The sequence below is a fragment of the Shewanella psychrotolerans genome (assembly GCF_019457595.1).
Lineage (GTDB): Bacteria > Pseudomonadota > Gammaproteobacteria > Enterobacterales > Shewanellaceae > Shewanella > Shewanella psychrotolerans.
This window is the reverse complement of sequence record NZ_CP080419.1, coordinates 4,128,502-4,154,412: the sequence shown is the minus strand read 5'-3', so window position 1 is coordinate 4,154,412 and position 25,911 is coordinate 4,128,502. Positions and strand designations below refer to the sequence as shown.

The window sequence follows — 25,911 nt, the reverse complement described above, 5'->3', positions numbered from 1 at the left end:
GCCTATTCGCCTACTTCCCATGTTACCTGAGTCGAGCCACCACCTTGGTTTAGCAGTGGGCCAAGATAATCGAGTGTGGTTTGTGCTATTTCATCGAGCTGCCAAGGTGGGTTAATGACCCATAGGCCGGCGGCTGTCATGCCAAACTCATCACTGTCGGCTTTAATGGCTTGTTCGATACGTAACTGACGACGAATACCACTTTGCTTTAATAACTCAAACATCGACTCGGTTTGTGCACGATTCACCACAGGATACCAGATCATATACACGCCAGTGGCGAAGCGTTTATGGGCTTGAATCACCGCCTTGGACACCTCTTGATAATCGGTTTTTATCTCATAGCTGGGATCGATTAATACCACGGCGCGGCGCTCCAGTGGCGGCACCGCGGCTATTAGGCCTTGTAGGCCATCGCCTTTAATCACTTTGATTTTTTTATCCGCGCCTAGTTGCTCATCTAAAGTGGCAAAGTCAGCACTGTGCAGTTCATGCAGCACCATGCGATCGTTGTCGCGCAGGTTCATATCGACAAACGAAGGTGAGCCTGGGTATAACTCTAGTTTATCTGGGCTGTTAAAATGTTTCACATCGTTGATGTAATCTTGCAGCGGTGGTGGCAGGTCATCTTTGTTCCACAGTTTAGCGACACCCTCCAAGTATTCTCCGGTTTTTTGCGCAAATTCATCCGACAAGGCATAACCACCAGCCCCAGCATGGGTGTCGATATACACCATAGGTTTATTTTTCTTATGCATCAGCTTAAGGGTTTGCAGTAACAAGGTGTGCTTAAGCACATCTGCATAATTTCCGGCGTGGTAACCGTGGCGATAACTTAACATGGAGTGTCCAATGGTCGAGGGGAGTTGCCTTTATAGGGCGATTATAGGGACTAAGTGCTAAGAGGTAAAACCTAGCGATTAAACGGGTGGTAAAAACTCAGATATCACGGGCAAGTCGTTGTTATGTCGACCTGATAGAGAACACCCAGTAATGAATGATCACTGGGTGTTCAAGAGCGTGCTTTATAGATACTTAATCCAAGCTTGATTATTTTGCTGTTTATAAGCACTAAACTGCTTCACTGGATAATAAAGTAATGGAATTAAAATCACTGTGATTGCCCAAACCCATGCAATGTGATCAACACCAAACAGATCACCATAATTGGCGCCAAACATAAACTTCGCCGTGTTTTGTAACAGCAAAAGAACGTATAGATGCAATATGTAAAAGAACATTGGCACTGAACCAAATACCGCAAGCCAATGACCAACTCGGCCCATATTTTTCTCAAAAGCAATTAAACACAAAAACATACCACCTAAGGTAACCAGCAAGAAGCTTAGAGATGGTGGATATTTGGTTAAGTTAAAGACTGACATTAAGGTTTCACTTAAATTTGTCCCTGCTTGCCATGGTAGAGTCTCACCATAGATATTGAGGCCACGTAAAAACACAAATAGCAGCAAGCTACTGACTCCTAAAAACAGTAATTTTTGTTGGCGTAGTGAAGCTGAATTCTTACCGCTAAATAGTGGCCCCATGACATAACCCAGTAAAATGACACCGATCCAAGGTAGGGTGGGATAACTTACTTTGACTTTAAGCGAGCCCTCGGCAACTAGGTAGCCTCGGTCATGCAGTAAGGTCCACAGGCTGTAGCCCCAATCGCCATAGTTAAAACCTATCGGGGTTAGCAGGTTATGTCCAAATACTATCGCTAAACCTAATAATGCCATCCATAACCTTGGTAGATTAATTAACGCGGCAAGAGCAAGCATACTTAATCCAATCACCCAAATAACTTGCAGCCAAAGCGTATGATAGTTACCCATCCACGAAAAATTTATCACTAAGATCTCGAGGGCAATGAGGAATAACCCACGCTTAATCAAAAATGCCCTCGCAGAACGAGGCTTGCCAGTGGCACCACTATGGTTTCGATTGGCATATAGCCAAGCGGAAACACCAGTCAGAAATACAAATATGGGCGCACAAAAGTGGGCTGCAAATCGGCTGAGGAAAAGGGCCGAAGATGTTGTGCTTAGATCCATTGGATCGCTCACTTGCATATGTAAGAAAAAGCGCTCGCGGACATGATCGAGCAACATAATCAACATTACTGCGCCACGCATGATATCAATGCTATTGATCCTCGCTGTACGCTGAGGTGTTTGTGGATGCTGAGCCGATGCACCATGGACACTGTGCGAAAGACTAGAACTCATATTTTACACTCACTTTGAAATTGCGTGGTTCACCTGGTACGGCCCATAGGGCTGAATAACTGTTTGCGATATAGACTTCATCAAGGAGGTTGTCGATATTAACGCCAAGGCTTAAGTTGTCATTAAGGTAGGTGTTGGCAAATAGTCCCACTAATTGATAAAAAGGAAGTTCAAAGCTAGGCATCGCAGAGTCGCCCAAGCGTGAATCAACATAGCGCCAACTTAATCCGATATGGCCATCGATATCGAATTCATTTAGATCTTGTTTTAGTACTAGGCTCGCTGTCTGTTCGGGAACATTAACTAGGGGGCTTCCTGCGGGAATTAACACGCCCCAATCGACATTTAAGGTATCGTTTGCCGTGCGAGTGTTTAAATAGGCATAGGAAACTTGCGCTTGTAAATAATCGCTAATGTCGGCGGCTAAATCGAGTTCAACCCCTGTGCTTTTTGCTTCACCTAGCGTGGCGGAGAAGCCGACGTTAACTGGGTCTGAGGTTAAGATATTGCTCTTTTTAGCATCAAAAATTGCAATGCTGCCATTAATCGGTAATTGATTCAGCCAATGGCCGTTGAACTTCATTCCGATTTCAGTCGATAGACTCTCTTCTGGGTCGAAAGGCATGCCAGCATAGTCAGTTCCGGATAGCGGTAAAAAGCCTTCAGAGTAAGACGCGTAGAAACTGAGGTCATTAGACCACTGATACACTAAGCCAATTTTAGGACTCACTCGACTGTCGGTTTTCTCAGATAGCGTATCTTTGACTAATTCACTGATATCTTGCTCATAGTGATCAAATCTCAATCCTAAATGTAGTTTCCATTGTTCGGTTAAATCCATTTGATCTTGAATGTAAGCGCCCCATGCTTTTTGAGTTTCCTTGTCCTCATACAGCAAGCTTACGTCTGGCTGAGGGCCACCATACTGAGGATCAAATATATCGATGGCATATTCGCCTTTCTTGCCTCGATAGCGATAGAGTCCTGTTTTGAGTTTATAGTGATAAGCATCGGCCCCGAGCAGCAAATTATGGTTAATAACCCCTGTATCCACCATGCCACTTAGTTCCAAGCGCACAGAGTTATCTGCAGATGAATAATCTCGATAGCGGTGCTGTCTGGTCAGTGTTCTGCCATCATCGAATAACGATTGGCGTCCTTTTGCCAACTCCGCATCGGAAGAAAATCCTTTTAATGATGAGTCTCGATAGTTATAGCCAGCGACGAATGACCATTGGTCATTAAGCTGGTAGTCATACGTTAGTTGGTGACCCATAGCCTTGACCACAGTAGGGCCGTCATTGGGTTCGCCTAAGTAACGGGAGCGCGGCAGCGTATTAATATTGTTATCGAGTACAATAAAACCGCGATCGAATAGCTGTTCTTGCTTGAGATACTCAACCTCGTAGAGAAGGGAGGCTTTGTCAGATAATTGCCACCTTACTGAGGGGGTGACGATTTTTTTGTCGCTAAATACGTGATCTCGAAAGCTATCATATTCTTGCCAAGCACCGTTTATACGAAATGCCAGAGCATTGGTTAACCCTGAAGTAAAATCGCCTTCTAAGCGATATTGATCGAAGTTTCCCCCTGTGGCTTTGAGATAACCGCTCGTTTGGTATTGAGGTTTCTTTGTGACGATATTGACGGTTCCACCAGGTTCTGAACGACCGTACAGTGCCGAACCTGGCCCCTTTAGTATTTCGACATAGGCCACATTAGATAGATCGCGGTGCCCACTGAATCCTCGGCCACCGTTAAAACCGTTAATTAAATACCCCGATGGCATATTTTCATTACCTGGAAATCCTCGTAACGAAAAACTGTCCCATAATCCGCCACCATTATTTTGCCGCGCCACACTTGCGGAGTAATCGAGAACGTCTTGAAATCGGGTTAAGCCGGCATCGTTGATCAGTTGCTGATCTAGCACACTGATTGCTTGGGGTAGCTGTTCGCTGGAAACATTGCCTCGATAGGCTTGGCGATAGTGGATAGTTAAGCGTTCGATTGACTCGTCCACATTATTATTGGTTTGAGTCGATTCCCCAGCAAGAACCGTTAAATTTGGGGTAAGTGTCAGTAAGGCGCTCATAAATAGTATGGCGCGCTTAGTTGTAGCAAAGAAAGTCATTTCCACTCCGAAAAACAAGCAAAAGCGTCTTAGTCCAGCCAAGGCGCTAGAATATAATTAATAAATAAAATGAAATGCTTATGCTGTTATCGGTGGGGCCCGACTATTGAAGAAAAAGCGGAATGGTCGGTTATAGGTAATAGCGGTAAACTCAGCAGGAACAAACTGTTGCTGAGTTAAGTGGAAATTAAAAGGGGTACTCGTTATCGCGTTCTGATGCAGGTGCTGATGAATACAAAGCACACACTGATCGGTAGGCTTTTCTTTTAAATGAACAACGCTGTGGATCGATGTGGCTAAAGACAACAGCACCATCACGGCAATAAGCCATAATGTAATACTTCGTCTTGATTGCGTCACATGAGCCAAAAAATTGCTTCCTTAGGTAATTAAGCCGACGATTATATAGTAGTTATAGTCAAAAATAACTAGATTTATATGAATCTCGCAGAAGAGCCCGTCGCCTTCTGCCGTTGATTATAAGTCGTATAGATGACGCTTTGATTTCATTACTTTCAAAGCGTCTGGCATAATGAACAGGCTAATTTTTCAAACATAGAGCTAACGTGACCGAACAACTAAACCCAAGCCCTATCACTGGGATTTTTTTTAATAACCAATATCCTTCACTCGAAGCCATTTGTGAGCGCTGGGGTCTAGTGTTTGATAAGGACTCCTTGTTTGAATTGGTATTTGAGCATGATTGTCTGGTACTCAATAAGCGCGATGAACCTAAGTTAAAAGGTATCGTGGTGGATTTTGTTTCTGGGGCTGTCGCTCATCGACGCAAGTTTGGTGGTGGCCGAGGTCAATCAATTGCCAAAGCCGTTGGTTTAAAGCAGGGAGTTTGCCCAAGTGTGGTCGATGGTACTGCGGGTTTAGGTCGCGACGCCTTTGTGCTGGCAAGCCTTGGTTGCAGTGTCACTATGGTTGAGCGTAACCCTGTGGTTGCAGCCTTACTTGAAGATGGTTTGCGCCGCGCTTATCAAGATGTCGACATTGGCTCATGGATGCAAGAGCGGATGCATTTAGTTCATGGCTCAAGCTTAACTGCATTGGCAGATGTCGGCCATCAGGTCGATGTGGTGTATTTAGATCCCATGTATCCCCATCGTGAAAAGTCAGCCTTAGTGAAAAAAGAGATGCGGGTGTTTCAGTCATTAGTTGGCGCCGACCTAGACGCCGATGGGTTGCTTGCGCCAGCCATGGCGTTAGCCAGCAAACGCGTGGTAGTCAAACGTCCCGATTACGCCGAAGACTTAGACGGCGTCAAACCCAGTACGGTTATCGCTACTAAGAAAAACCGCTTCGATGTCTATGTGAAAGCAGCGATGAAAAGTGGTTAGTGTTTAAGGCATTAGGGGTCAGTCCAGCCTGTCGCTGAACCCATATGATGACATAAAAATGGCTTTTGTAATTATAATACAAAAGCCATTTTCTTTTATATAAGCATGTTGGGTTGGTAATAACCCATATGTGGACTGTAGTCGCAATAGCAAAAAATACCAGTGACGCGATGCAGGCTAGTGCACCAGAAATACCGTTGTCGACAATTTTTTTACACATCAATTGCAATACTAACCCCATCTTAGAACTGTAAAAGTCTATTCCATTTTTATTCACTAGTTCTGAAATCAGTAAGTTCCTATATCTATAAGAAATATTACCAGGCTTATCATAGATGATGTCAATAAAGAAATTGCTTACATATCGTATTCAGATGCATATGACAACGCTCATTCTTTTATGTGCTGTATACTTCGGAACTGTGATGAATTATCCCGTACTGAAGACTATTTTTAATTTGAGTTCGGACGTTTCCAATTCTATCTTCCCTTATACTGCCCCGATATTACTTATTTGTGCGTTTGCCATTATATTTTCGGCTTTTGCTTGGCCTTATGTGTTTAAGCCATTTATATGCTTTGTGGTTCTGACCTCTGCTGGTGCTTTGTACGCAGCGGTAAATTTCCAAACCATGTTTGATTCAACAATGATGGAAAGCGTGTTTGAGTCTAATTCTTCAGAAATTTTGTTCTACCTTAACTTTAGGTCTGTCTTCTATCTGTTTGTTTTTGGTATTTTACCGTGCATTTTTATCGCCGCTGTGCGCATCAAGCCGTATCGGATTTGGAAGCATGCTCTTATCGCTCGTGTAGGTATTGTATTCGTTGCGGTAGTAGGTATCGGTCTTGTCACAGAGACTTGCTATAAGGATTATGTGTCCGTAGGTCGCAATAATAGCTATTTGAGCAAGATGGTTAACCCTGCACATATTTTCAATGGTGCTAAATATCTGAAGAAAACTTATTTCGAAACGAAGTTGGCTTACCAAACGCTGGGAACGGACGCGAAAGTGGCTGAAGTTGAAAATGGCAAACCAACCTTGATGGTCGTCGTTTTAGGTGAAGCAGCACGTGCTATGAATTTTACTTACAACGGATATGACCGAGATACCGATCCGTACACAAAAAATATGAACTTAATTGTCTTTCAGAATGTGTCTTCGTGTGGCTCTTACACAGCTTTGTCCGTTCCGTGTATGTTCTCCAATATGACTCGCAATTCTTATAGTAAACCCCGCGCGGCTGCTCAGGATAATGTACTCAACGTACTTCAACACGCAGGAGTTGATGTTATGTGGATTGATAATGATGGTGGCGATAAAGGTGTTGCTAAAAATCTAACTTACATTGCCATCGATCCATCGCTAAAAAATGACGATTGTAACGGTTCAACTTGTTTTGATGTTGCCATGCTTAAAGATGCCAAACAGTTTATCGATGATGGTTCTCATAACAAGTTGTTGGTTCTGCATACGATAGGTAGTCATGGGCCTACCTATTGGCAACGCTATCCAGATGCTCAAGCACCGTTCCAACCTGCATGTAACCGTAGTGACATTGAAAACTGTAACGACAAGCAAATCGTTAATGCTTACGACAATACACTGGTGTATACCGACTATGTCTTATCCCAAGTGATTGATGAACTGAAAAGCGTGTCGAACGACTATAACGTCATGATGACTTATATCTCTGATCATGGTGAATCACTGGGTGAAGGTGGGCTGTACTTGCACGGTACACCTTATGCGATAGCACCGAAGGAGCAAACACAAGTGCCTTGGTTAATGTGGATGCCAGAAGAGTATGCTCAGCAAAAAGAGCTAAGTACTCAATGTCTTAAAGAAAAAGCACAGAAAGACACATTATCACACGATAACTTATTTCATAGCTTGCTTGGGGTGTATGGCGTTCAGACAGAAGTTCAAGATTCAGAACTGGATATCACATACAGTTGCCGCTTAGATTCATAACCATTTGATAGAGTACCGTAAACATGCAACAAGAAATCATCATTAAACGTGAAGGTATTCATCGTATTATTTATACCTTTGTCCATAGCTTTAACGGCTTCAAATGGCTTTGTAAAAACGAAGCGGCCTTCCAACAAGAACTAATGCTTTTTGTACCGTTATCAGCGTTTGCATTTTGGCTGGATTTATCGGCTATGCATACCTTATTAGTTATGTTAGGCATGGTGTCAGTGCTGTTTGCCGAAATGGTGAATACCGCAATTGAGGCTGTGGTTGACCGAGTAGGGTTGGAGTATCACATGTTATCAGGCGTAGCTAAGAATATCGGCTCCGCTTTAGTACTATTGAGCATGATTTGTTCTCTGGCTATTTGGGGAACGGTTCTATGGTTGCGCTAATTTCAACGCAGAGCAATGACGATTCAAGACTAAGAATGGGCACATTACTGCCAGTGCTGTGCTTTGCTTTGATTGATTTAATATTGTTGAGTGCTTCGCGATTGATGCTTTCGTTATGGCAGAGTGAGCGTGCGTTTGCCTCTGTTGACTCTGGCCAAATTTTTTTCGGTGGTTTTCGCATTGATATTTCGGCAGTGTGTTATTTGCTGGTACCAGCATTGTTGTTGATAATGCTGGCAACGCTGCTAAAAGTGACTCACCACCTTCGCCTACCTCTAAAAGTTTACTTAGTGGGAGGCAGCATGTTGTTTTTGTTCTTTGAACTGATTACTCCCACGTTCATTCTTGAATATGACTTGCGTCCAAACCGACTGTTTATCGATTATCTAGTCTACCCAAAAGAAGTCTTTTCGATGCTGATTTCGGGTTACAAAATCGAAATTTTAGTCACCGTAGCAGGATTATTCATCGCAGCCCGATTGTTGAGTAAAGTGTTCGATATTGTTTGGCCTACAGAGACCAAAGGGTCGCTCTTACAGCAAGTAGGGATGCAACTTGCTGTTGCTTGCCTTCTTATTCTAGGCGCTCGTGGTACGTTAGAGCATCGCCCGATAAACTCCTCATTAGTGGCATTTTCAACGGATCACTTGTTAAATGATCTCAGCCTAAATTCTGCTTATTCAGTCGCCTTTGCGTGGAAACAAACAAAAAATGAAATGTCGAGCGCTGAATTTTATGGCGCTCTGGACCAAGATGAGCTGCTTGAGCAAGTTCGTAGCACTTTACAAAATCCACATGCTGATTTCTCTGATCCTCTTGTTCCAACGAAAACGATGCATACCGCTAGTTTTCCCAATCGTAAGAAGAATTTAGTTATTTTGTTGCAAGAGAGCTTGGGAGCGAGATACGTAGGAAAATTGGGAGGATTGCCACTGACTCCTAACCTAGACAAAATCATGGATGAGGGATGGAACTTTACCCGCTTATACGCGACAGGTACGCGTTCTGTCAGAGGGATTGAAGCTGTTGTGACTGGCTTTACCCCAACCCCAGCACGCGCTGTTGTTAAGCTGGGTAAATCTCAACAAAACTTTTTTACTTTAGCCAGTTTTCTTGGTGAGCAGGGATATCACACACAGTTCATTTACGGTGGTGAAGCGCATTTCGATAATATGAAGACATTCTTTTTAGGTAATGGTTTTCAAGATATTGTTCAAGGTAGTGATTTCGACAAAATTGATTTTAACGGTTCTTGGGGCGCATCTGACGAAGATTTGTATGATCAAGCGGATAAAGAGTTCGCCGAGCTACATAAACAAGGTAAGCCATTCTTTAGTCTTGTATTTACGTCGTCAAATCATGCTCCGTACGATTATCCCGATGGCAAAATTTCACAGTACGACAGTCAAAAACAAACTCGTAATAATGCCGCTAAATATTCTGATTATGCTTTGGGACAATTTGTTGAAAAGGCAAAACAATCGGAATACTGGAAAGATACGATATTCGTGGTCGTTGCTGATCATGATTCCCGTGTATCTGGTGCGAGTTTAGTCCCCGTTGGTCACTTCCATATCCCTGCTGTTATTTTTGGCAATGGTGTGGAGCATAGAGAGGATGCTCGGCTAGCAAGCCAGATTGATCTTGCCCCAACACTCCTGTCACTGATAGGAGCTTCTGGTGAGCACCCAATGCTGGGTAACGACTTCACTAAGCCATTAGATGATTCTCAATTGAGAGCAATGCTGCAATATGATAAGAACTTTGCGTATATTAAAAATGGCAAGGCGGTAATTTTTCAACCAGATAAAACACCAAAAACTTTCTTGGTCGATGGTAAGAAACTTATAGCGACTCAGCTTGATCAAGCACTGACCAAGGAAGCGCATGCCCATGCTAATTTTGGTAGTATGGCTTATCGAAAGGGATGGTATTCCTATGTTGATAAATAATAGTGAATATAAAGGCCTTTGAAATAGTGATTCATTTATGATCCGAACAAAAGCTTCGGGTCAAATTGTTTAAAAAGACTATTCCTATCTATACATAATATCTACACGTGTAATGATGAGCTGCGTGAGTATTTTAGGCCTATCAAGATCACTGAGAGCTAAGCATATAACCATCCGATATGCATAAGACAAAGAACGAGTTGATATGAACAAAGTGTTAATAGTAGAAGACAATAGGGAAGTTGCCGGGATCTTGTTTGACTACTTCGAAAGTGAGGAAGTTGAACTTGATTATGCCGATAATGGAGAGCTCGGTCTTAAACTCGCTTTAGAAATCGAATTTGATGCCATCATCTTGGATCTTATGCTTCCACGCATGGACGGTTTAACGGTCTGTGAGAAGCTTAGAGAGGCAGGGAATGAAACTCCAGTACTGATGTTAACCGCATTGGATAGCCGGAATGATATGTTAAATGGCTTCAATTATGGGGCTGATGATTACTTAACTAAACCTTTTGACCTTGAGATTTTAGAAGCACGTTTAAGTGCATTGATAAAACGCTACAGACGAACCGTAGCCGATACATTCTTGGAGTTTGGTAGTTTACGGATAGATCAAAAAACACATCAAGCTTATCGTGACGGCATTAAGCTTCTGTTAAACCCCACAACGTATTCAATTGTAGAGCTACTTTGTCAACGCGCTCCTGACATTGTCACTCGCAATGAAATTATCAATATGCTTTGGCAAGAAAATGAACCTAATAGCGACATATTACGCAGTCATATCTATCAGTTGCGAGTCCAGTTAGATAAGCCATTTGCTACCGCCATGTTGATTACGGTTCCCAAGGTTGGTTTTCGATTGGAGAACGTATAATGAAAAAAGCTAACTTTGCCAGCACTCGTACTTTAACAAGCCAGTTAGCGATCTTTTTTACGATTGTCGCCCTTGTGATGGGTTTAGTCAGCTATATGATTTTTTTTGCAGCTTTACAGTGGTCTGAAGATAAAGTTGGCGAGCGTCGAATAGAAATAGATAAGAATGAAGCAATACAGCGATTTATGGATGGAGAAAATGGTGAGATTTCCATAGACGTTCTTACTAGTGCATATAACGATATTAGTTTGGTTCCTTCAAGGTACCATAAGTACTTTGAAGGCAGAGATTCTTATGTTGGTGAAGTCGGATATGGAACCGAATCACTCATGCTTTACTTTGGTTACTACACGAATAACGGAGAAAGAAAACCCGTCATATTGCTATCTGATATCAATCAAATTGAATTTGGTGAATATGAAGCAGTGTATGCCAGTCTCATAGTGATCACTAGTATAGCTGGGCTACTGCTTGTCTTTGGACTATTGTTGAATCGTTTAACACAACGCCTGATAACTCCCATTAATCATTTGATAGAGCAATTAACCGAACAACGCGGCAATAGCGCCCATGTGTTTGATATTCCACTAGGTGGTGCCAGTGAATTTCAGATCTTAGCGGATCAGCTCAATCAATATCGTCATGACATTCATACTTTGTTAAAACGTGAACAAGCGTTTGCCCGTTATGCTAGCCATGAATTGAGAACTCCCTTAACCATAGTGAAAGGCGCAAGTAAATTGTTAGAGCGAAAGGTGTCTGAAGAATTTCAAAAGAGACAGGTCGTTCGTATCAATGAAGCTACGTTACAGATGACCACGATGGTTGATGCATTGTTAGGGCTTGTGCGCTATGAACGTAGTGAAGATGAAACCGTTGAAAGAAAGGTAAGCAAAGACGAATTTGAGAACATCATTGAACTCAACAGTGCTCAGGCAAAAGATAAAAATATCGATGTTGAACTGACTTTCCTCCAAAGCCCATCGAGCAAAGCTGCGCCAGCCGTGCTTAACATTGTGGTAGGAAACTTATTGAGGAACGCAATCGCCGCAACTTCGGAGGGAACAATAACCCTAGAAGTATCCGCAGACTCATTAGCTATTAGGGATAATGGTTCGGGTCTAAATGAAGCACCTAACCAAGATGGACATGGGTTAGGATTACTCATCGTTGAAGATTTATGTCGCAGATATCATTGGAGCTTCTCAATTCGTAACCGCTCTACTTCGGGGTGTGAAGCATTAATAACTTTTCAGTAATCTTTAAACTTGTAATAAAAGTACATGCCATAACCATGGGCTGGAAAGGGTTACTCTTATTTGTCAGTTTATGCTTTCAGCGACACAGCCTGTTTATAAGCGATTACGATGCCCATTTGGGGGGATTTGTCTTTCAAGTCGGTATGGAGAAAGTTCGCTTAACATAGTAGACTTTATGGTCACTTGTCTGATTAAGCTAACGAGATTGTCATGAGATTTTTTGTTGATGTTCATGCACATACAATCGCTTCAACTCACGCCTATAGTACCTTGCATGATTACCTCGCTGTCGCCAAAGCAAAAGGGATTAAGTTATTCGCTATTACCGATCATGGTCCCGATATGGCTGATGCACCCCACTTTTGGCACTTTGTAAATATGCGTGTTTGGCCAAGGGTTATTGATGGTATTGGCGTGCTACGAGGTATCGAAGCCAATATTAAGAATGTCGATGGCGAGATTGATTTCTTTGGTGATTATTTACGAGAGCTAGATATCGTGTTGGCAGGCTTTCATGAGCCGGTTTTTCCACCTTCAACCAAAGAGGCGCACACAAACGCATTAATCAACTGTATTGAGAGTGGCGACGTCGATATTATCAGTCATCCGGGTAATCCCGCTTACCCTATTGATATTAAAAGGGTTGCTAAAGCAGCGGCTAAACATCATGTGGCCCTTGAGATAAATAATTCCTCCTTCTTAACCTCTAGAAAGGGCAGCATCCATAACTGCACTGAAATCGTGAATGCGGTAAAAGAGGCTGGTGGGTTATTGGTGATGGGCTCTGATTCCCATATTGCGTTTAGTCTAGGTGAGTTTGATAAAGCCGTTGAGTTAATTCAAACGGTTGATTTTCCGATTGAACGCATACTCAATCGTAGCCCCGAAGCCTTGCTAAGTTTTCTGTCGGCAAGAGGGCATAAAGCTTTGGATGACTATTCGCTCTTGGTGGAATGAGAAGGTGCTTAGTGGAGATTAGCTCAGGTGATATTTTTCGATCATGTTGGCTGCTCAAATAACGGAAATAAATTGGGTATGCTAATCCCCCTCATTTTGGGTTTGGGGCCGTAGCGGTAAAATTTCGCGCCAGTACGTTGGGGTTGCGGCTAATTGATGGTTGCTGTCATTGGTCATCTTAAACTTGTGCAGCCTTAGCCACCATGCCTTGCTGTTTCATGCTTTGAGCAATCGTTTTGACATTGGATACCACCGTTTTCGGTCAGTTCCCTGCGCGTTTTTGGCAACTAACTCAAGGCGAATGGATGCGCGCCCTGAGTTGTTTTCATTGCGGCTGATGTCAGGGGGATTAATTTGAAGGGCTGTTATTCGACTGGCGAAATGCTGCTGACTAGTCCAGAATCATAACTCTATGATTTTTTAATTATTAGGTTCTTATGAATTGGTCTTTGGAATATAAGAAAGCCGCTAAGTGGAGTGGTTATACACTGCTGGTTGGCTTAGTCATTAGTGCTGCTGTGGCGCTGTTGATCCGAGACAATAATTCAACCAAGATCAATAAAGCACTCCAATCGGCTTCTGAGCAAATTAGCCATAATGTCTTAGAGCGCATTACCTTATATCAATATGGTCTTCGCGGTGCGCGAGGCATGATTGTGACCGCTGGTGAAAATGAGGTCACGCGAGAGGCCTTTATTCGTTACAGTTTAACTCGTGATGTGGATAAAGAGTTTCCTGGTGCTCGTGGTTTTGGTTTTATTCGCCGAGTATCTCCTAAGGAGGAGCCCTCATTTATTGCGCAAGCACAGCAAGATGGTTGGCCTGACTTTGCTATTCGCCAGCTAAGTGCTCACAACGATGAGCGTTATGTTATCCAATATATCGAGCCAGTAGAGCGGAATCGTTCAGCCGTTGGTCTCGATATAGGTTCAGAAAAGCATCGTCGAGACGCCGCCACTGCAGCACTGCTTTCGGGGGAAGTGCGTTTAACTGGGCCGATTACCTTAGTGCAAGTGACGGGGAAGCCGCTACAATCCTTTTTGATTTTGATGCCCATTTATCGCAGTGGTTCGACACCTTCAACCATAGAAGCACGAAAAGCGGAGGGCTTTGGTTGGAGCTATGCGCCTCTGGTAACGAATGAAGTGTTAGCAGGGTTAGAGTTAACTTTGCAAACCACCAAGCTAAATCTTATCGATGTAACTCAAGCTGATGATCCCATTAACTTCTTTGAGACTCACGAGGCAGATAGTCGACCATTATCTCATTTTAAGCACATAGTAAATGAGGAGATCTTTGGCCGAAAATGGCAGTTTGAGGTCATAGCTTACCCTGAGTTCATCACTGGATTACACCTTAATCGGCCAAGTTTAATTTTTTTATATGGCGTAATGTTCAGTGTGTTGTTGGCGGCATTAGTCATGATGTGGTCTTTGAATTTACAGCGTAAACAGCAAGTGTTAGCTGAACAGGCTAGACGCGCTAGCATGTTGGAGCATTCTCTAGACGGCATCATTAGTTACGACCTTGAAGGTCGTATTACCAGTTGGAATCGAGGCGCTGAGCTCCTGTTTGGCTACAAAGAGTCAGAGGTGCTTGGGTTGTTAAGTACCGAATTAATCGTTCCTCCGACAGAAGTTGAGATTGAAACGGCTTGGTTTAAGCGAGTGTTTGCGGGCGAAACGATATTAAATCAGATTTCACACCACCAGAGTCAAGATGGCCAGATCTTATCTACGGCGATGACCGCGGTACCCATTATCGATGAGCATGGAGATGTTGAAGGGTTAAGTCAAACCATTCGGGATATTACTCTGCAGCAAGATGCGGAAAGGCGCATTTTAAAATTAAATGAAAGCTTAGAGCTGAAGGTTGCCGAAAGAACTATCGAGTTGCAACAAGCAGTATCTGAAAATAAAGCGCTCCTTAAATCGATTAATGATCAACTGCTCTACTCGGTAACCGATGCTGATGGTGTCATTTTAGAGGTAAATGACTATTTTTGTCGCATGAGTGGTTACTCCCGCGAACAACTTGTAGGCCAGAACTCTTCTCTGCTGTCTTCGGGTGAGCATGATGCTGCATTCTGGAAAGCAATGTGGGCGAAGATAAAAGCGGGTCAATCTTGGCATGGTGAAATTTGTAACCGTGACAAGCAAGGCCGTATACATTGGTTCGATACCGTTATCGGCCCGATAACGGATGACGATGGCGGCGTCGAACGCTTTGTTGCACTGAGCACCGATATTAGCGAACGTAAATTTGCTCAAATAGAAAAAAATAAATTGGGTTCACTTCTTTCTTATGTTCTTGATTCAGCATCTGAAATTTCGATCATTGCAACTGATAATGATGGGGTTATAACACTATTTAATCGTGGTGCAGAGAACCTACTTGGCTACGATGCAAAAGAGTTAGTGGGTATCTCTACTCCTGCCCCCTTACATCTAGCTGATGAGGTTCAAGAGCGCTCGCTTGAATTGTCCCAGCAATCAGGTCTTACTATTGAGGGGTTCGATACGTTTGTTTATATGCCTAAAACTCAAGGCCCTGAGACGCGTAATTGGACCTATGTGCGGAAAGATGGCTCTCATTGCCAAGTCTCCTTGTCTGTTACCGCTATGTACGATGACAATGGTAACTTAATTGGATATCTCGGGATTGCTATTGATATTACGCAGGCCTTGCAACAGCGAGAGGCGTTGATCACGGCCAGTAGCCATTTGAGTAAGGCGGCAGAGGTTGCTAAGCTGGGAATATGGACCTGGAATGTACAAGACAATACGTTAGAGTGGAACGATCGCATGTTTGCGATTTATGAGCTGCCTCTTAGTCTGCGGCAAGACGGTCTGACTTACGAACATTGGCTAATGCGACTTCATCCTGATGATATGGCTATGGCCGAGCAAAAGCTAAATGATGCTATCGCTGGCAAAGGCGAATATGACCCAGTATTTAGAGTGTTAACGGCTGAGGGCGGGCAGCGTTACATTCAGGCGGGTGCCGAGATTGAAAAAGACAAACAGGGTAATGCTCTTCGGGTTATTGGTATCAATATCGATATTACCGAACAGCGTGAACTAGAGGCCACTCTTCGAGAAGCGAAGAAACAGGCTGATGAGGCGAGTGCTGCCAAATCGGCATTTTTAGCTAACATGAGCCACGAAATCCGTACCCCAATGAATGCCGTTCTTGGCATGTTGCAGTTAATGCAACACACCTCAATGTCTACCCAGCAACGCGATTACATCACTAAGACCCACGTAGCAGCGAAATCTTTATTGGGCTTATTAAATGACATTCTCGATTTTTCCAAAATTGAGGCGGGTAAGTTACAGCTGGATTTGCAACCTTGTGAGATTGAGATGCTGATGCGTGATCTCGCGGTGGTGTTATCAGGCAACTTAGGTAATCGAGATGTCGAGGTGATGTTTAGTCTCGATCCTGCTATTCCATCATGGTTACTTATTGATAAGCTTAGATTGCAGCAAATTCTGATTAATTTGGCAGGGAATGCGCTTAAGTTTACTCATCGTGGCCAAGTTATCGTGGATGTTGAGTGCCTTCAATCTGAAGCTGACAAGATAAAACTTCGCTTTGCTATTACAGATACAGGTATCGGGATCAGTGAAGAGCAGCTTGGGCGTATCTTTACTGGTTTTGAACAAGCAGAGTCTTCAACGTCGAGACGTTTTGGTGGCACTGGATTAGGACTCGCGATCAGCAAACGTTTGGTTGAACTGATGGGCGGAGAGTTATTGGTTACTAGCCGAGTCGGTGAGGGGAGTTGCTTCTGGTTTGAGTTGCTGTTGGAATCGTTACCTATGCCGGCAACGTCGAATATAGATATTCGAGGCTGTCGTGTCCTCGTGGTAGATGATAATCAGATTACCACTGAAATTCTACGGAAAATCCTGAGCGATTTTGGCTGTCTAGTCGAGTGCGTGTATAGCGGTTCTGAAGCCATTGAGCGTTGTAAACAGCAAGGAAGCGATCAACAACCTTTCGATATCGTGCTTATGGATTGGAGCATGCCTGAGCTAAACGGGCTTGATGCGGCCAAGCTGCTGCGAGATACCGCTGAAGCTCAACAACGTAAAGTTCCTGCGGTGATCATGTTGACCGCCTATGGGGAAGATGTTGTCATGTTAGAGAATGAGGATTCTAGTCCACCATTTGTCCATTTTTTAACTAAGCCTGTGACCTCACAACTCTTGGCCGAATCCATAAGCCAAGTACTCACTGGGCAGGTCATGGATCGGCCGGTTAAATTAAGTTCACCCAAACGTTTACAAGGCTTAACCATCTTAGTGGTCGAGGATAATCAGCTGAATAGGCAAGTTGTCGATGAACTCCTCACATTAGAGGGTGCCAAGGTCGTATTGGCTGAAGGGGGCGGAGAGGGCGTTGGCGCTGTCACCCAGAGCGGCCAGCCGTTTGATATAGTGATCATGGATGTGCAGATGCCTGATATGGATGGACTCGAAGCCACTCGTCGTATTAGAGCTGATTCTCGTTTTGAGTTGTTGCCTATCCTCGCTATGACGGCTAATGCTTCACATGCCGACCGCCTCGAATGTATTGCTGCGGGCATGAATGATCACATAGGTAAGCCTATTGATATGCAACAGTTAGTGCCTGCTATTTTGCATCTTGTTGGTCGTGAGCCTACTGATTTTTCGATAGCACCAGTCTATGAACTGGAACAAAGCGTTGAGGTATCGGAGTTCAAAGAGCCAGATGAGGATGCGCCGCTATTAGAAGATTATAAGCAGATACTTAAACGTTTTGATGGTAATAAGTCATTTTTTGAGAAAATGGCATTAGGATTTGAGTCTGAAATAGGCAAACTACTTTCGCAATTTAAAGCATCGATCGCAGCGCAAGATCCTGTCGCGATGGCCGCCAATAGCCATGGAATTAAAGGCCTTGCGAGTAACTTTGGCGCAATATCCTTAGCTAATTTTGCGGCTTATTTGGAGAAACAGTTTAAGCAAGGAACACAAGAATCACAGCAAATAGAGGCTTGGGCTGCTAAGTTAGCCTTATTAGCACAACTTAGTGTTGAGCAGCTTATGAGCTACCTATCTGAAGCTACCAGTGAGGCTGTCGTTTTAAGTCGCGGAGTCGATGATTTGTCTCAAGATACACAGGCAGCTAACGAGCAAATTCGGTTGTTAAAGGAATTACTTCAACAGAACAATTTAGATGCCGTTGCCTTAGTTGATGAAATAACGGGGCCGTTTACGTCCCACGTACTGTGGCAAGAGTTACATGCACAGGTTCATGGGCTGGATTTTGGACAGGCGTTGGTTAAATTAGACATTATCGAACAGGAGGTAATCTAATGTTGGATTCTGAAGCGGCGAATCTAGCAAGTCTTGGCAAAGGTAAGATACTGCTTGTCGATGATCAGCCACTAAATATTAAAATACTGCATCAGCTATTTCATCAAGAATTTGAGATGTATATGGCGACGAGTGGAGAGCAGGCTATTGAGGTTTGTCGGAAGGTAAAGCCAGATCTCGTCTTACTCGATATTGAAATGCCAGGAATCACAGGGTTTGAGGTGTGTGAGACATTAAAAGCGGATCCTCTTACAGCCACTACGGCGATTATTTTTGTTACTGCCCATTTTGATGAAGAGCAGGAAGCAAGGGGATTTCAGGTTGGTGCTGTTGATTTTATTCATAAACCTATCAACAGTATTATTACTAGCGCAAGGGTGCAAAACCAATTCTTATTAAAGCGCCAATCTGACGTGCTGCGAAGCTTTGCATTAATCGATAGCTTAACGGGATTACCCAACCGGCGTCAATTTGAGCTAAGTTTGCCGGAATCATGGCGTCACTGCATTCGTTACAATAAGCCCTTAACATTGATGATGCTCGACGTGGATTTTTTTAAACACTATAACGATGCCTATGGTCATCAAAAAGGTGATGATTGTCTTCGTATCGTCGCTAAAGCAATTGCGAGTATCACACGTCGCCCCTATGATGTGGTAGCGCGCTATGGTGGTGAAGAGTTTATCTGTATTTTTCCGGATACAACACTCGATGGTGGTTTATCGATTGCAAAGAAGATGATTAGTGCGGTGGAGGCATTAGCGATTGAACATAAAGGGTCGCGCATCTCATCGTCAGTAACCATCAGCGCGGGGGTTGCCAGCGTCTGCCCCTCACAGAATTTAACTTGGCAGTCAGTGATCGAAGAGGCTGACAAGCAGCTATATCAGGCTAAAGAAAATGGGCGCAATCGAGTCTGTGGTGTTGCAGTTAAATAGCCTTGTTCCAGTTGCTTATATGCAAATAACACTGCATTTATTTGCAGTTGTCCCGTAGCTCAATGCACATAGACCTTACGTTCTGCTTCAATTTAGTATTCCAGTTGTGAATTCACAGATGTAACCTGCTTTGGGAGTAAAGATGAAGCAATTGATTGATTATATAAGGTTAATGCTGTTTGTCAGCGGTGTGTTACTGGGCGTGCAGGTCCCCGCTTTTGTCGATCAGTATGGCCAGCGATTACAAGCCCATGCCACTGAAGCCAAGTTGAGTTTAGGGGAGTTTCAGCGCGATGCTGACCGCTTTTTTGGGGGCGATCTCGATAAACTCATTGCTCATTATCGGCAAAATACTGATGAAGTGGTTAAGGCTGGTGGTGAGAGCATTGAAGGCATTTATCAAAGGTACCTGCTATTAGAGGGGGCGCTACAACGTTTTAATCGGTCTGCTTATAGTGGCTTTCAACAAGTAGCATTTGAGCCTCTTGCCGATATTCGTACAGAAGTTTGGCAGCATTTTAGCCATACCATTATGTTAGATGGTCGTGCGATCGCCATAGGCTTACTGATCGGATTATTGCTTTCTATGCTGAGCGAACTGTGTTTAGTGATTGTTGGCAAATCTTGCCATAAAGCCTATCGCTTGGTGATCCTCAAACGTAGCAGGTTAAATTAATCAGCATAAATTGAGTAACCACAAGGTTCGTCGGTTTTTGTTGGCTCGATTTAAGACTATGCTGAAGGTCATATTTATTGTTATCTATTTTTCATCATTAAGGAGTGACTCATGATCGAACAAGGACAAAAGTTACCATCGGCAACTTTAAGTCAACTGACTAAAGAGGGCATGGTTAATCACGATGTGACCGAGTTGTTTGCCAATAAAAAAGTGGTACTTTTTGCAGTGCCAGGGGCATTTACCCCAACGTGTTCGGAGGCTCATTTACCAGGTTATGTGGTGTTAGCCGATGAGTTTAAGGCCAAAGGTGTCGATATTATTGCTTGTGTCTCGGTTAACGATGCGTTTGTGATGAAGGCTTGGGGCGAAGCGCAAAACGCTAGCGAACTGATGATGCTTGCCGATGGCGACGCCAGCTTTACTAAAGCGCTAGGGCTAGAGATGGATACCGCTGAATTTGGTGGCGTGCGTTCTCAGCGTTATGCCATGGTGATCGACAATGGCGTAGTGACGACTCTTAACGTTGAAGCACCTAAAAGCTTTGAGGTCAGTAAGGCTGAAGCGGTAATGGCTACGCTTTAAAGACATTATTTAACCTGAACTCGGCTCGGGTTCAGGTTAATTCCCCCTATGACTATGCAACGCGCTTTTCTAGCACTGGCGGGGCGTCTATTCCTAGGCTGGCTTCTATATCCGCAACACCTTGGGCGACTTCACTAGCGATCACTTCACTTTGCTCAGCCGAGTGCAAAGCGTGCGTCTTTAAATCGTCCATGGCGTTATATAGTTGATCTAAATGCTGTACTTGATTGCTGCTGTAGCTGCTGCCCTGTTTGGCGGTGTCATTCATCTCGTGTGCTTGCTGCTGTACGGTTTGAGTCACTTGCCAAAGGGCTTGTGCTCCTTGGGACTGTTTAAGGCTGGCAGTCTCTATTCCTTTGACACTCTGTTCTAGCTGATTGTTTGCTGTTGTCAGTTGATTGAGTATGGCCAAGATCTCTTGCAGAGAGTGTTGTGTTCGCTGTGATAGGCTGCGTACCTCATCGGCAACAACGGCAAATCCTCGGCCTTGCTCTCCAGCTCTTGCTGCTTCAATTGCCGCGTTTAGTGCGAGTAAGTTAGTTTGTTCGGCAATATTGCCGATCACATCTATGATGGTCGAGACATCACTCACCGAGGTGTTAAGACTGTTGAGTGATTGGTGGCAATGGCTCACGGCTAGCTGTGTTTCATCCGCCGCCGTCATCACGGCTTTGACCTCATCTTGACTCGACAGCATCTGTTGATGTGTTTGCTGAGCACTCTGTTCCACGAGTAGAGATAGTTCGCTGACGTCTCTTGCAATTGCACGCATCTGCTCCGTTTGTGTCTGAGCAATATCGACAATTTTTAGGGTGGTTTCAGTTCCTTGTGCCAGTTTAGATATTCGCGAGACTAATTGGGAAAGTGACTCTGAAATTTTGCTGATTTTTACCCTTTGCTCGACATCCTCTGACTCGAATCTATCTAATAGTTGATTAAAATGTCCCGCTATTTGACCCGTTTCGCAACGACGATGAATCGCAATACGCTCCCTCTCGTTCGACTCGCCTAAGCGCATAAAGGCGATATTGAGTTGCTTAAGCGGTTTAACCACCCTTTGTTGTTGCAATAACAGGTAAGCTAATGCAAATAGTGCAAGTATCGATACAACGCCATAGAGGATAAGTTGTAATTGTTGTTTGAGTTCACTGGTTTGTGATTGTTGGGCCAACCCAAGTGTTAACAACTGCTGCTCTATATGGGCGATAGCTGTCATCATGGCATCTTGCGCCTGTCTGTTGGCAATCAATAGATTATCGGTATTGGTGACCTCTTTACCGTAGCGATTGCTCAGAGAGAGGAGCTCGCTATAGTAAATCTCACCAATCTCAATTTGCTCTGCTTCATCATCACCAAGGGCAAACTCATCGACCTCCTGAGTTTCATAGATGCCCAGTAAAGGCAATTTGGCTAATTTATCGTGCCATTCGGTTAGCTCTTGCGTAGCCGTCGAAAGTATCGATTTAAGACGCTGATCTTTATCTAGTAAATAACCTTCAGTTAGCTGAGAAAGTTGATAAACCAGAGGAGGCAACTCTTGGGTTAGTGCCATATAGTGCATGGCGAGCTCGGGGTGTTCGTTAAGCCCTGAGGCGGCATATTGGGCTAAGTGTTGATTGTAAGAGAGCATCTCGCTTTCAGCATGCGCCAGTAATTCTCTCGGATTACCGGCGAGCTTACCTGCAGCGCGATATTGGCTATCAAGATCTAAGATAAAGCTTGAAATTGCGTCGACGAGCAGCGGAGCATCTTGATGAGAAAGGCCATCGATCTCCCTATTAATATCATTAAGCTGTTGTTTGGCATTGTCCAATAGCTGGGCATTCCCACTGGTTAAATAACCTTCGAGTTGGCGACGAACCTCGACCAAGAAGCGCTTTTGCACATCGGCAAGCAGGCTTGTTTCATGTTCGATTTGTGTTCTCTGCTGGCCGCTCCAAACGACCACGGTCGCCAGTAGTGCAGCTAAGAGTAACAAGGTTGCAGAAGCCCAGAGTGAGAGAGTAGAAATTTTCATTATCACGCGCCAATAATAATTTTCGCCAGATTATTACGTAAACATGACAAGTTGATGACAGCGATGAGTGATTATCTATCTCGATGAATGGGTTTTTATAGAAGGGGTGAACTACTCTAAAGGTAACCAAACTTGGGCGTGTAAGCCGCCTTCTTTTCGATTAGTTAATACCACTTCACCTTGATGACGATCGACGATACGCTTGATGATCGCCAAACCTAACCCAGAGCCGACACTACCACGAGCAATGTCACCTTGAGTGAAAGGTTGGAATAACTTGGGGATCTGATCTAACGGAATACCGGGGCCATTGTCTTCCACGCTAAAGCCAACTCGTTTTCCGTCGAAGTGTGAGCTGAGTTTGATCCAGCCATTACCGTAGCGAAATGCATTTTCAACTAAATTGGCGATGGTACGTTTAATCGCTACCGCCTGCATGGGGATTTTGGGGCAGAAGGCGAGTGCTATCTCTATTTCACCTTCACGTTTAGATTCGGCTTGAGCTACATCTTCAATCAGATCATTGATCTGCCCCTGTTCACGGTTTGACTCCTGATCTTGCCTTATATAAGCAATAAACTGATTGATGATGGCATCCATATCTTCGATATCGTGGACAATACCGTCTTTTAGGTACTCATCTTCTTCAACCATCATCTCTGAGGCGAGGCGAATGCGGGTCAGGGGTGTGCGTAGATCGTGAGAGATCCCTGCCATCAGCAGAGCCCTGTCTTGCTCTAGCTGTTGCATGCTACGAGACATCTGGTTAAAGGCGTTCGTTACCTCGATAATTTCGGTCGAGCCACTCGGTGGTAATGGTGCGGGATAGTCTCCTCTCGAGACTGAAATAGCCGCTTTTTGCAGTCTTTTTAAGGGTTTATTTTGCTTGCGGGCAAACCACCAACCTCCGGCAACACTGAGCGCACCGATAACCATCAGATAGAGGGTTAGCGGTGATAAACCGAATTCATTAAATCCAGTCAAGGGGACTTTTATCCACACCGACGGCGCTTGCGGCGGACGGATCCAGATCTCAAACTCTTTGCCTTGGGCAATTCTCACCTCAGCCTTACCTCCAAGATGTTCAGACATCTGTGCCGACAATAAAGTGTAATAAGTCGCTCTTTCGACGCCGGCCTCACGGGCCTGCTTGATGTTGTATATGTGCATGCCATCATCGCGTACTTTGGCATTGAGCGCATCGACCATAGTCAAATGTTCGCGACCGACATCGACACCATCGACAAACAGGATTTTTACTTGTCGAGCAATGAGTTGGTTGATTTGTTGGTAAGTGGGTTGAATGAAATAGACAGCGACAGAGAGGTATGACACCAGTTGATTGACTAGCAGCAAGGAGCCAATCAGTAATACTGTTTGGCTAAATGCGCTGCGAGGGAGAAATCGTTTAAGCCACGTCATTGATAGGTGTGCTTTAGCGGCAAATAGATTGCTGCATTAGCGACGAGCCGCACCGTCAGGTACAAATACGTAGCCAAGACCCCACACGGTTTGAATGTAACGAGGGTTAGCGGCATCCTTTTCAATAAGTCGGCGCAGGCGTGACACCTGTACATCGATAGAGCGTTCTAGCGCTGAGTAGTCGCGACCGCGAGCAAGATTCATTAACTTATCACGAGAAAGCGGCTCTCTTGGATGGCTGACCAGTACTTTTAACACTGCAAATTCACCACTGGTGAGCGAGATTGCCTCGTCGCCGTGGTACATCTCACGGGTCGCTAGGTTTAGGGTAAATTCACCAAAGCTTATCTCTTCCTCTTGCTGAGTCGGAGCACCAGGCACTTCGGGTGTTTGGCGTCGCATAACCGCTTTGATACGTGCGAGTAGTTCGCGAGGGTTAAATGGCTTAGGTAGATAATCATCGGCACCTAGCTCAAGACCGATAATACGGTCTACTTCGTCCCCTTTGGCGGTTAGCATGACGATGGGGATAGTGTTGCCTTGTTGTCTTAGACGGCGGCAGATCGAAAGGCCATCTTCGCCAGGGAGCATAAGATCGAGTACCAGTAGATGAAAGTTCTCGCGCTCGAGTAATCTGTCCATCTGCTCGGCATTGGCGGCACTTCTAACCTGATAACCTTGCTCCATCAGGTAACGCTCTAGTAAGGCTCTTAGCCTCATATCATCATCGACGACGAGAATTTTAGAGGTTTCTTGTCCCATGCTTTTTATCCCTTATTTCAGTAGGTGTGGCCAATAAAAGCCGGTCCAACTTGCTGATATTCATTATTAATTTTATATGTTCGCTTAATATAGCTGTTTTGCCGATTAAATGACTAGCGAGAATTTCATTTACATCTTGACCTATGATGATTAGGGCGCGTTTTGTAGTTGTTTAATTGTTTGAAATAAAAGTAGATTATAGTTTATTTACGCTAGCGATGTGAAATTGTAACTAAATTGAATCCTGTGAGCCAATGCTCCTATCTACCCGATAAATAGAATGGCATTAATCTCGAAGAGGTTTTCCTTTCGCTATGCTATTGTCATCTTCCTCTGTCAATGGGTATCATCTGGCGATTGATGGTGGTTGGTCGCTAATATTGCATGGTAGACCAATTAACACGTACATGACTAACTTATAAATGACGAAAGGTTGAGTGATTAAGCTAAATGGAAAACAAATCCAGTAATGATGCGAAAGCCATGTTAATCACCCGTGAAGGCTGGCAAGCCCTCGATAGGGAGCTAAAGTATTTGTGGAAGGAGTATAGGCCAGAGATCACCAAGAAGGTGCAAGAGGCCGCTGCACAAGGCGATCGAAGCGAGAACGCTGACTACACTTATAATAAAAGGCTTTTAAGGCAAATCGATAGCCGAGTTCGCTATCTGGTTAAGCGAGTCGAAGATCTTAAGATTGTTGATTATTCACCCCAGCAAGAGGGCAAGGTGTTTTTTGGCGCTTGGGTTGAACTCGAAAATGAAGCTGGTGAGGTGGTGCGATACCGTATTGTGGGTAAAGATGAGCTAGATACTAAGCTTGGCTATATCACGATTGACTCTCCTATGGCGCGCGCACTCATTGGTAAGCAGGTCGATGATGAAGTTATTGTGAGAACACCCGCTGGTAAAAAAGAGTGGTATGTCAATAAGATCCAATATAAGGCATTTGAAGCCTAACCTAATAGCAGTAAGAGGCGATATGTTCTAAGCCCTTATAACACTGTCTTTTACTGCGAGATTTCTGCGCAATTAA

General features: G+C 44.1%; 19 protein-coding genes. 12 read left to right on the top strand and 7 right to left on the bottom strand.

Features of this window, described 5'->3' with window-relative positions; all coding sequences use genetic code 11:
- Positions 1 to 2: 2 nt before the first annotated feature.
- The 4 genes from K0I62_RS18205 to K0I62_RS18190 form a co-directional block, all read right to left on the bottom strand.
- Complete coding sequence (locus tag K0I62_RS18205) at positions 3 to 842, bottom strand: 23S rRNA (adenine(2030)-N(6))-methyltransferase RlmJ (RefSeq protein WP_220069425.1); 840 nt, start codon at positions 840 to 842, stop codon at positions 3 to 5.
- Positions 843 to 1,025: 183 nt separating this feature from the next.
- On the bottom strand, positions 1,026 to 2,231 hold the full coding sequence (locus K0I62_RS18200; RefSeq protein WP_220069424.1) for an acetyltransferase domain-containing protein: 1,206 nt from the start codon (positions 2,229 to 2,231) through the stop codon (positions 1,026 to 1,028).
- A complete protein-coding gene (locus K0I62_RS18195; protein ID WP_220069423.1) occupies positions 2,221 to 4,365 on the bottom strand; it encodes a TonB-dependent siderophore receptor in 2,145 nt (714 codons plus the stop codon). The genes K0I62_RS18200 and K0I62_RS18195 overlap by 11 nt, the downstream gene beginning before the upstream one ends.
- Positions 4,366 to 4,443: 78 nt before the next feature.
- Positions 4,444 to 4,725, bottom strand: coding sequence for a DUF2946 domain-containing protein (locus tag K0I62_RS18190; protein ID WP_350354802.1), 282 nt, complete (start codon positions 4,723 to 4,725; stop codon positions 4,444 to 4,446).
- Positions 4,726 to 4,958: 233 nt separating this feature from the next.
- Here K0I62_RS18190 and K0I62_RS18185 point away from each other — a divergent pair, with 233 nt between their 5' ends.
- The 11 genes from K0I62_RS18185 to K0I62_RS18135 all read left to right on the top strand — a co-directional run bounded on the left by K0I62_RS18185 (position 4,959) and on the right by K0I62_RS18135 (position 20,677).
- Positions 4,959 to 5,711 (top strand): class I SAM-dependent methyltransferase, encoded by a 753-nt coding sequence (locus K0I62_RS18185; RefSeq protein ID WP_220071453.1) that lies wholly within the window; start codon positions 4,959 to 4,961, stop codon positions 5,709 to 5,711.
- A gap of 335 nt (positions 5,712 to 6,046) precedes the next feature.
- Positions 6,047 to 7,684 (top strand): phosphoethanolamine transferase, encoded by a 1,638-nt coding sequence (locus tag K0I62_RS18180; protein WP_350354795.1) that lies wholly within the window; start codon positions 6,047 to 6,049, stop codon positions 7,682 to 7,684.
- Positions 7,685 to 7,707: 23 nt separating this feature from the next.
- Entirely contained in the window at positions 7,708 to 8,082 is a 375-nt protein-coding gene (locus K0I62_RS18175) for a diacylglycerol kinase (RefSeq protein ID WP_220069421.1), read from the top strand.
- Positions 8,070 to 10,034: an LTA synthase family protein gene (locus K0I62_RS18170; protein ID WP_434086819.1), complete on the top strand. Its 1,965-nt coding sequence runs from the start codon at positions 8,070 to 8,072 to the stop codon at positions 10,032 to 10,034. The genes K0I62_RS18175 and K0I62_RS18170 overlap by 13 nt, the downstream gene beginning before the upstream one ends.
- 205 nt (positions 10,035 to 10,239) lie before the next feature.
- On the top strand, positions 10,240 to 10,914 hold the full coding sequence (locus K0I62_RS18165; protein ID WP_220069420.1) for a response regulator transcription factor: 675 nt from the start codon (positions 10,240 to 10,242) through the stop codon (positions 10,912 to 10,914).
- Positions 10,914 to 12,173, top strand: a complete 1,260-nt coding sequence (locus K0I62_RS18160) for a sensor histidine kinase (RefSeq protein ID WP_220069419.1) — start codon at positions 10,914 to 10,916, stop codon at positions 12,171 to 12,173. Before K0I62_RS18165 ends, K0I62_RS18160 begins: the two co-directional genes overlap by 1 nt.
- Before the next feature lie 210 nt (positions 12,174 to 12,383).
- On the top strand, positions 12,384 to 13,130 hold the full coding sequence (locus K0I62_RS18155) for a phosphatase (RefSeq protein ID WP_220069418.1): 747 nt from the start codon (positions 12,384 to 12,386) through the stop codon (positions 13,128 to 13,130).
- Positions 13,131 to 13,567: 437 nt separating this feature from the next.
- Positions 13,568 to 18,478: a PAS domain S-box protein gene (locus K0I62_RS18150; RefSeq protein ID WP_220069417.1), complete on the top strand. Its 4,911-nt coding sequence runs from the start codon at positions 13,568 to 13,570 to the stop codon at positions 18,476 to 18,478.
- On the top strand, positions 18,478 to 19,416 hold the full coding sequence (locus K0I62_RS18145) for a diguanylate cyclase domain-containing protein (RefSeq protein WP_220069416.1): 939 nt from the start codon (positions 18,478 to 18,480) through the stop codon (positions 19,414 to 19,416). Before K0I62_RS18150 ends, K0I62_RS18145 begins: the two co-directional genes overlap by 1 nt.
- A 142-nt stretch (positions 19,417 to 19,558) precedes the next feature.
- On the top strand, positions 19,559 to 20,092 hold the full coding sequence (locus tag K0I62_RS18140) for a DUF2937 family protein (protein ID WP_220069415.1): 534 nt from the start codon (positions 19,559 to 19,561) through the stop codon (positions 20,090 to 20,092).
- A 111-nt stretch (positions 20,093 to 20,203) separates the two neighbouring features.
- Positions 20,204 to 20,677: a peroxiredoxin gene (locus K0I62_RS18135; RefSeq protein WP_220069414.1), complete on the top strand. Its 474-nt coding sequence runs from the start codon at positions 20,204 to 20,206 to the stop codon at positions 20,675 to 20,677.
- 52 nt (positions 20,678 to 20,729) lie between these two features.
- Here the strand turns inward: K0I62_RS18135 and K0I62_RS18130 are convergent, their stop codons facing one another.
- The 3 genes from K0I62_RS18130 to ompR all read right to left on the bottom strand — a co-directional run bounded on the left by K0I62_RS18130 (position 20,730) and on the right by ompR (position 24,878).
- Positions 20,730 to 22,694 (bottom strand): methyl-accepting chemotaxis protein, encoded by a 1,965-nt coding sequence (locus tag K0I62_RS18130; RefSeq protein ID WP_220069413.1) that lies wholly within the window; start codon positions 22,692 to 22,694, stop codon positions 20,730 to 20,732.
- 111 nt (positions 22,695 to 22,805) lie between these two features.
- Complete coding sequence (gene envZ / locus K0I62_RS18125; RefSeq protein WP_220069412.1) at positions 22,806 to 24,116, bottom strand: two-component system sensor histidine kinase EnvZ; 1,311 nt, start codon at positions 24,114 to 24,116, stop codon at positions 22,806 to 22,808.
- Between the two features lie 36 nt (positions 24,117 to 24,152).
- Entirely contained in the window at positions 24,153 to 24,878 is a 726-nt protein-coding gene (gene ompR, locus K0I62_RS18120; RefSeq protein WP_220069411.1) for an osmolarity response regulator transcription factor OmpR, read from the bottom strand.
- A gap of 450 nt (positions 24,879 to 25,328) precedes the next feature.
- Between ompR and greB the strand changes: the two genes are divergently transcribed.
- Complete coding sequence (gene greB / locus K0I62_RS18115; protein WP_220069410.1) at positions 25,329 to 25,835, top strand: transcription elongation factor GreB; 507 nt, start codon at positions 25,329 to 25,331, stop codon at positions 25,833 to 25,835.
- Positions 25,836 to 25,911: the final 76 nt, after the last annotated feature.

Coding starts and splice junctions, on each gene's coding strand:
- K0I62_RS18135 (WP_220069414.1), top strand. CDS start 20,204: ATGATCGAACAAGGACAAAAGTTACCATCGGCAACTTTAAGTCAACTG.
- K0I62_RS18155 (WP_220069418.1), top strand. CDS start 12,384: ATGAGATTTTTTGTTGATGTTCATGCACATACAATCGCTTCAACTCAC.
- K0I62_RS18140 (WP_220069415.1), top strand. CDS start 19,559: ATGAAGCAATTGATTGATTATATAAGGTTAATGCTGTTTGTCAGCGGT.
- K0I62_RS18180 (WP_350354795.1), top strand. CDS start 6,047: ATGATGTCAATAAAGAAATTGCTTACATATCGTATTCAGATGCATATG.
- K0I62_RS18170 (WP_434086819.1), top strand. CDS start 8,070: ATGGTTGCGCTAATTTCAACGCAGAGCAATGACGATTCAAGACTAAGA.
- K0I62_RS18200 (WP_220069424.1), bottom strand. CDS start 2,231: ATGAGTTCTAGTCTTTCGCACAGTGTCCATGGTGCATCGGCTCAGCAT.
- K0I62_RS18130 (WP_220069413.1), bottom strand. CDS start 22,694: ATGAAAATTTCTACTCTCTCACTCTGGGCTTCTGCAACCTTGTTACTC.
- K0I62_RS18150 (WP_220069417.1), top strand. CDS start 13,568: ATGAATTGGTCTTTGGAATATAAGAAAGCCGCTAAGTGGAGTGGTTAT.
- envZ (WP_220069412.1), bottom strand. CDS start 24,116: ATGACGTGGCTTAAACGATTTCTCCCTCGCAGCGCATTTAGCCAAACA.
- K0I62_RS18165 (WP_220069420.1), top strand. CDS start 10,240: ATGAACAAAGTGTTAATAGTAGAAGACAATAGGGAAGTTGCCGGGATC.
- K0I62_RS18175 (WP_220069421.1), top strand. CDS start 7,708: ATGCAACAAGAAATCATCATTAAACGTGAAGGTATTCATCGTATTATT.
- K0I62_RS18195 (WP_220069423.1), bottom strand. CDS start 4,365: ATGACTTTCTTTGCTACAACTAAGCGCGCCATACTATTTATGAGCGCC.
- greB (WP_220069410.1), top strand. CDS start 25,329: ATGGAAAACAAATCCAGTAATGATGCGAAAGCCATGTTAATCACCCGT.
- K0I62_RS18145 (WP_220069416.1), top strand. CDS start 18,478: ATGTTGGATTCTGAAGCGGCGAATCTAGCAAGTCTTGGCAAAGGTAAG.
- K0I62_RS18205 (WP_220069425.1), bottom strand. CDS start 842: ATGTTAAGTTATCGCCACGGTTACCACGCCGGAAATTATGCAGATGTG.
- ompR (WP_220069411.1), bottom strand. CDS start 24,878: ATGGGACAAGAAACCTCTAAAATTCTCGTCGTCGATGATGATATGAGG.
- K0I62_RS18160 (WP_220069419.1), top strand. CDS start 10,914: ATGAAAAAAGCTAACTTTGCCAGCACTCGTACTTTAACAAGCCAGTTA.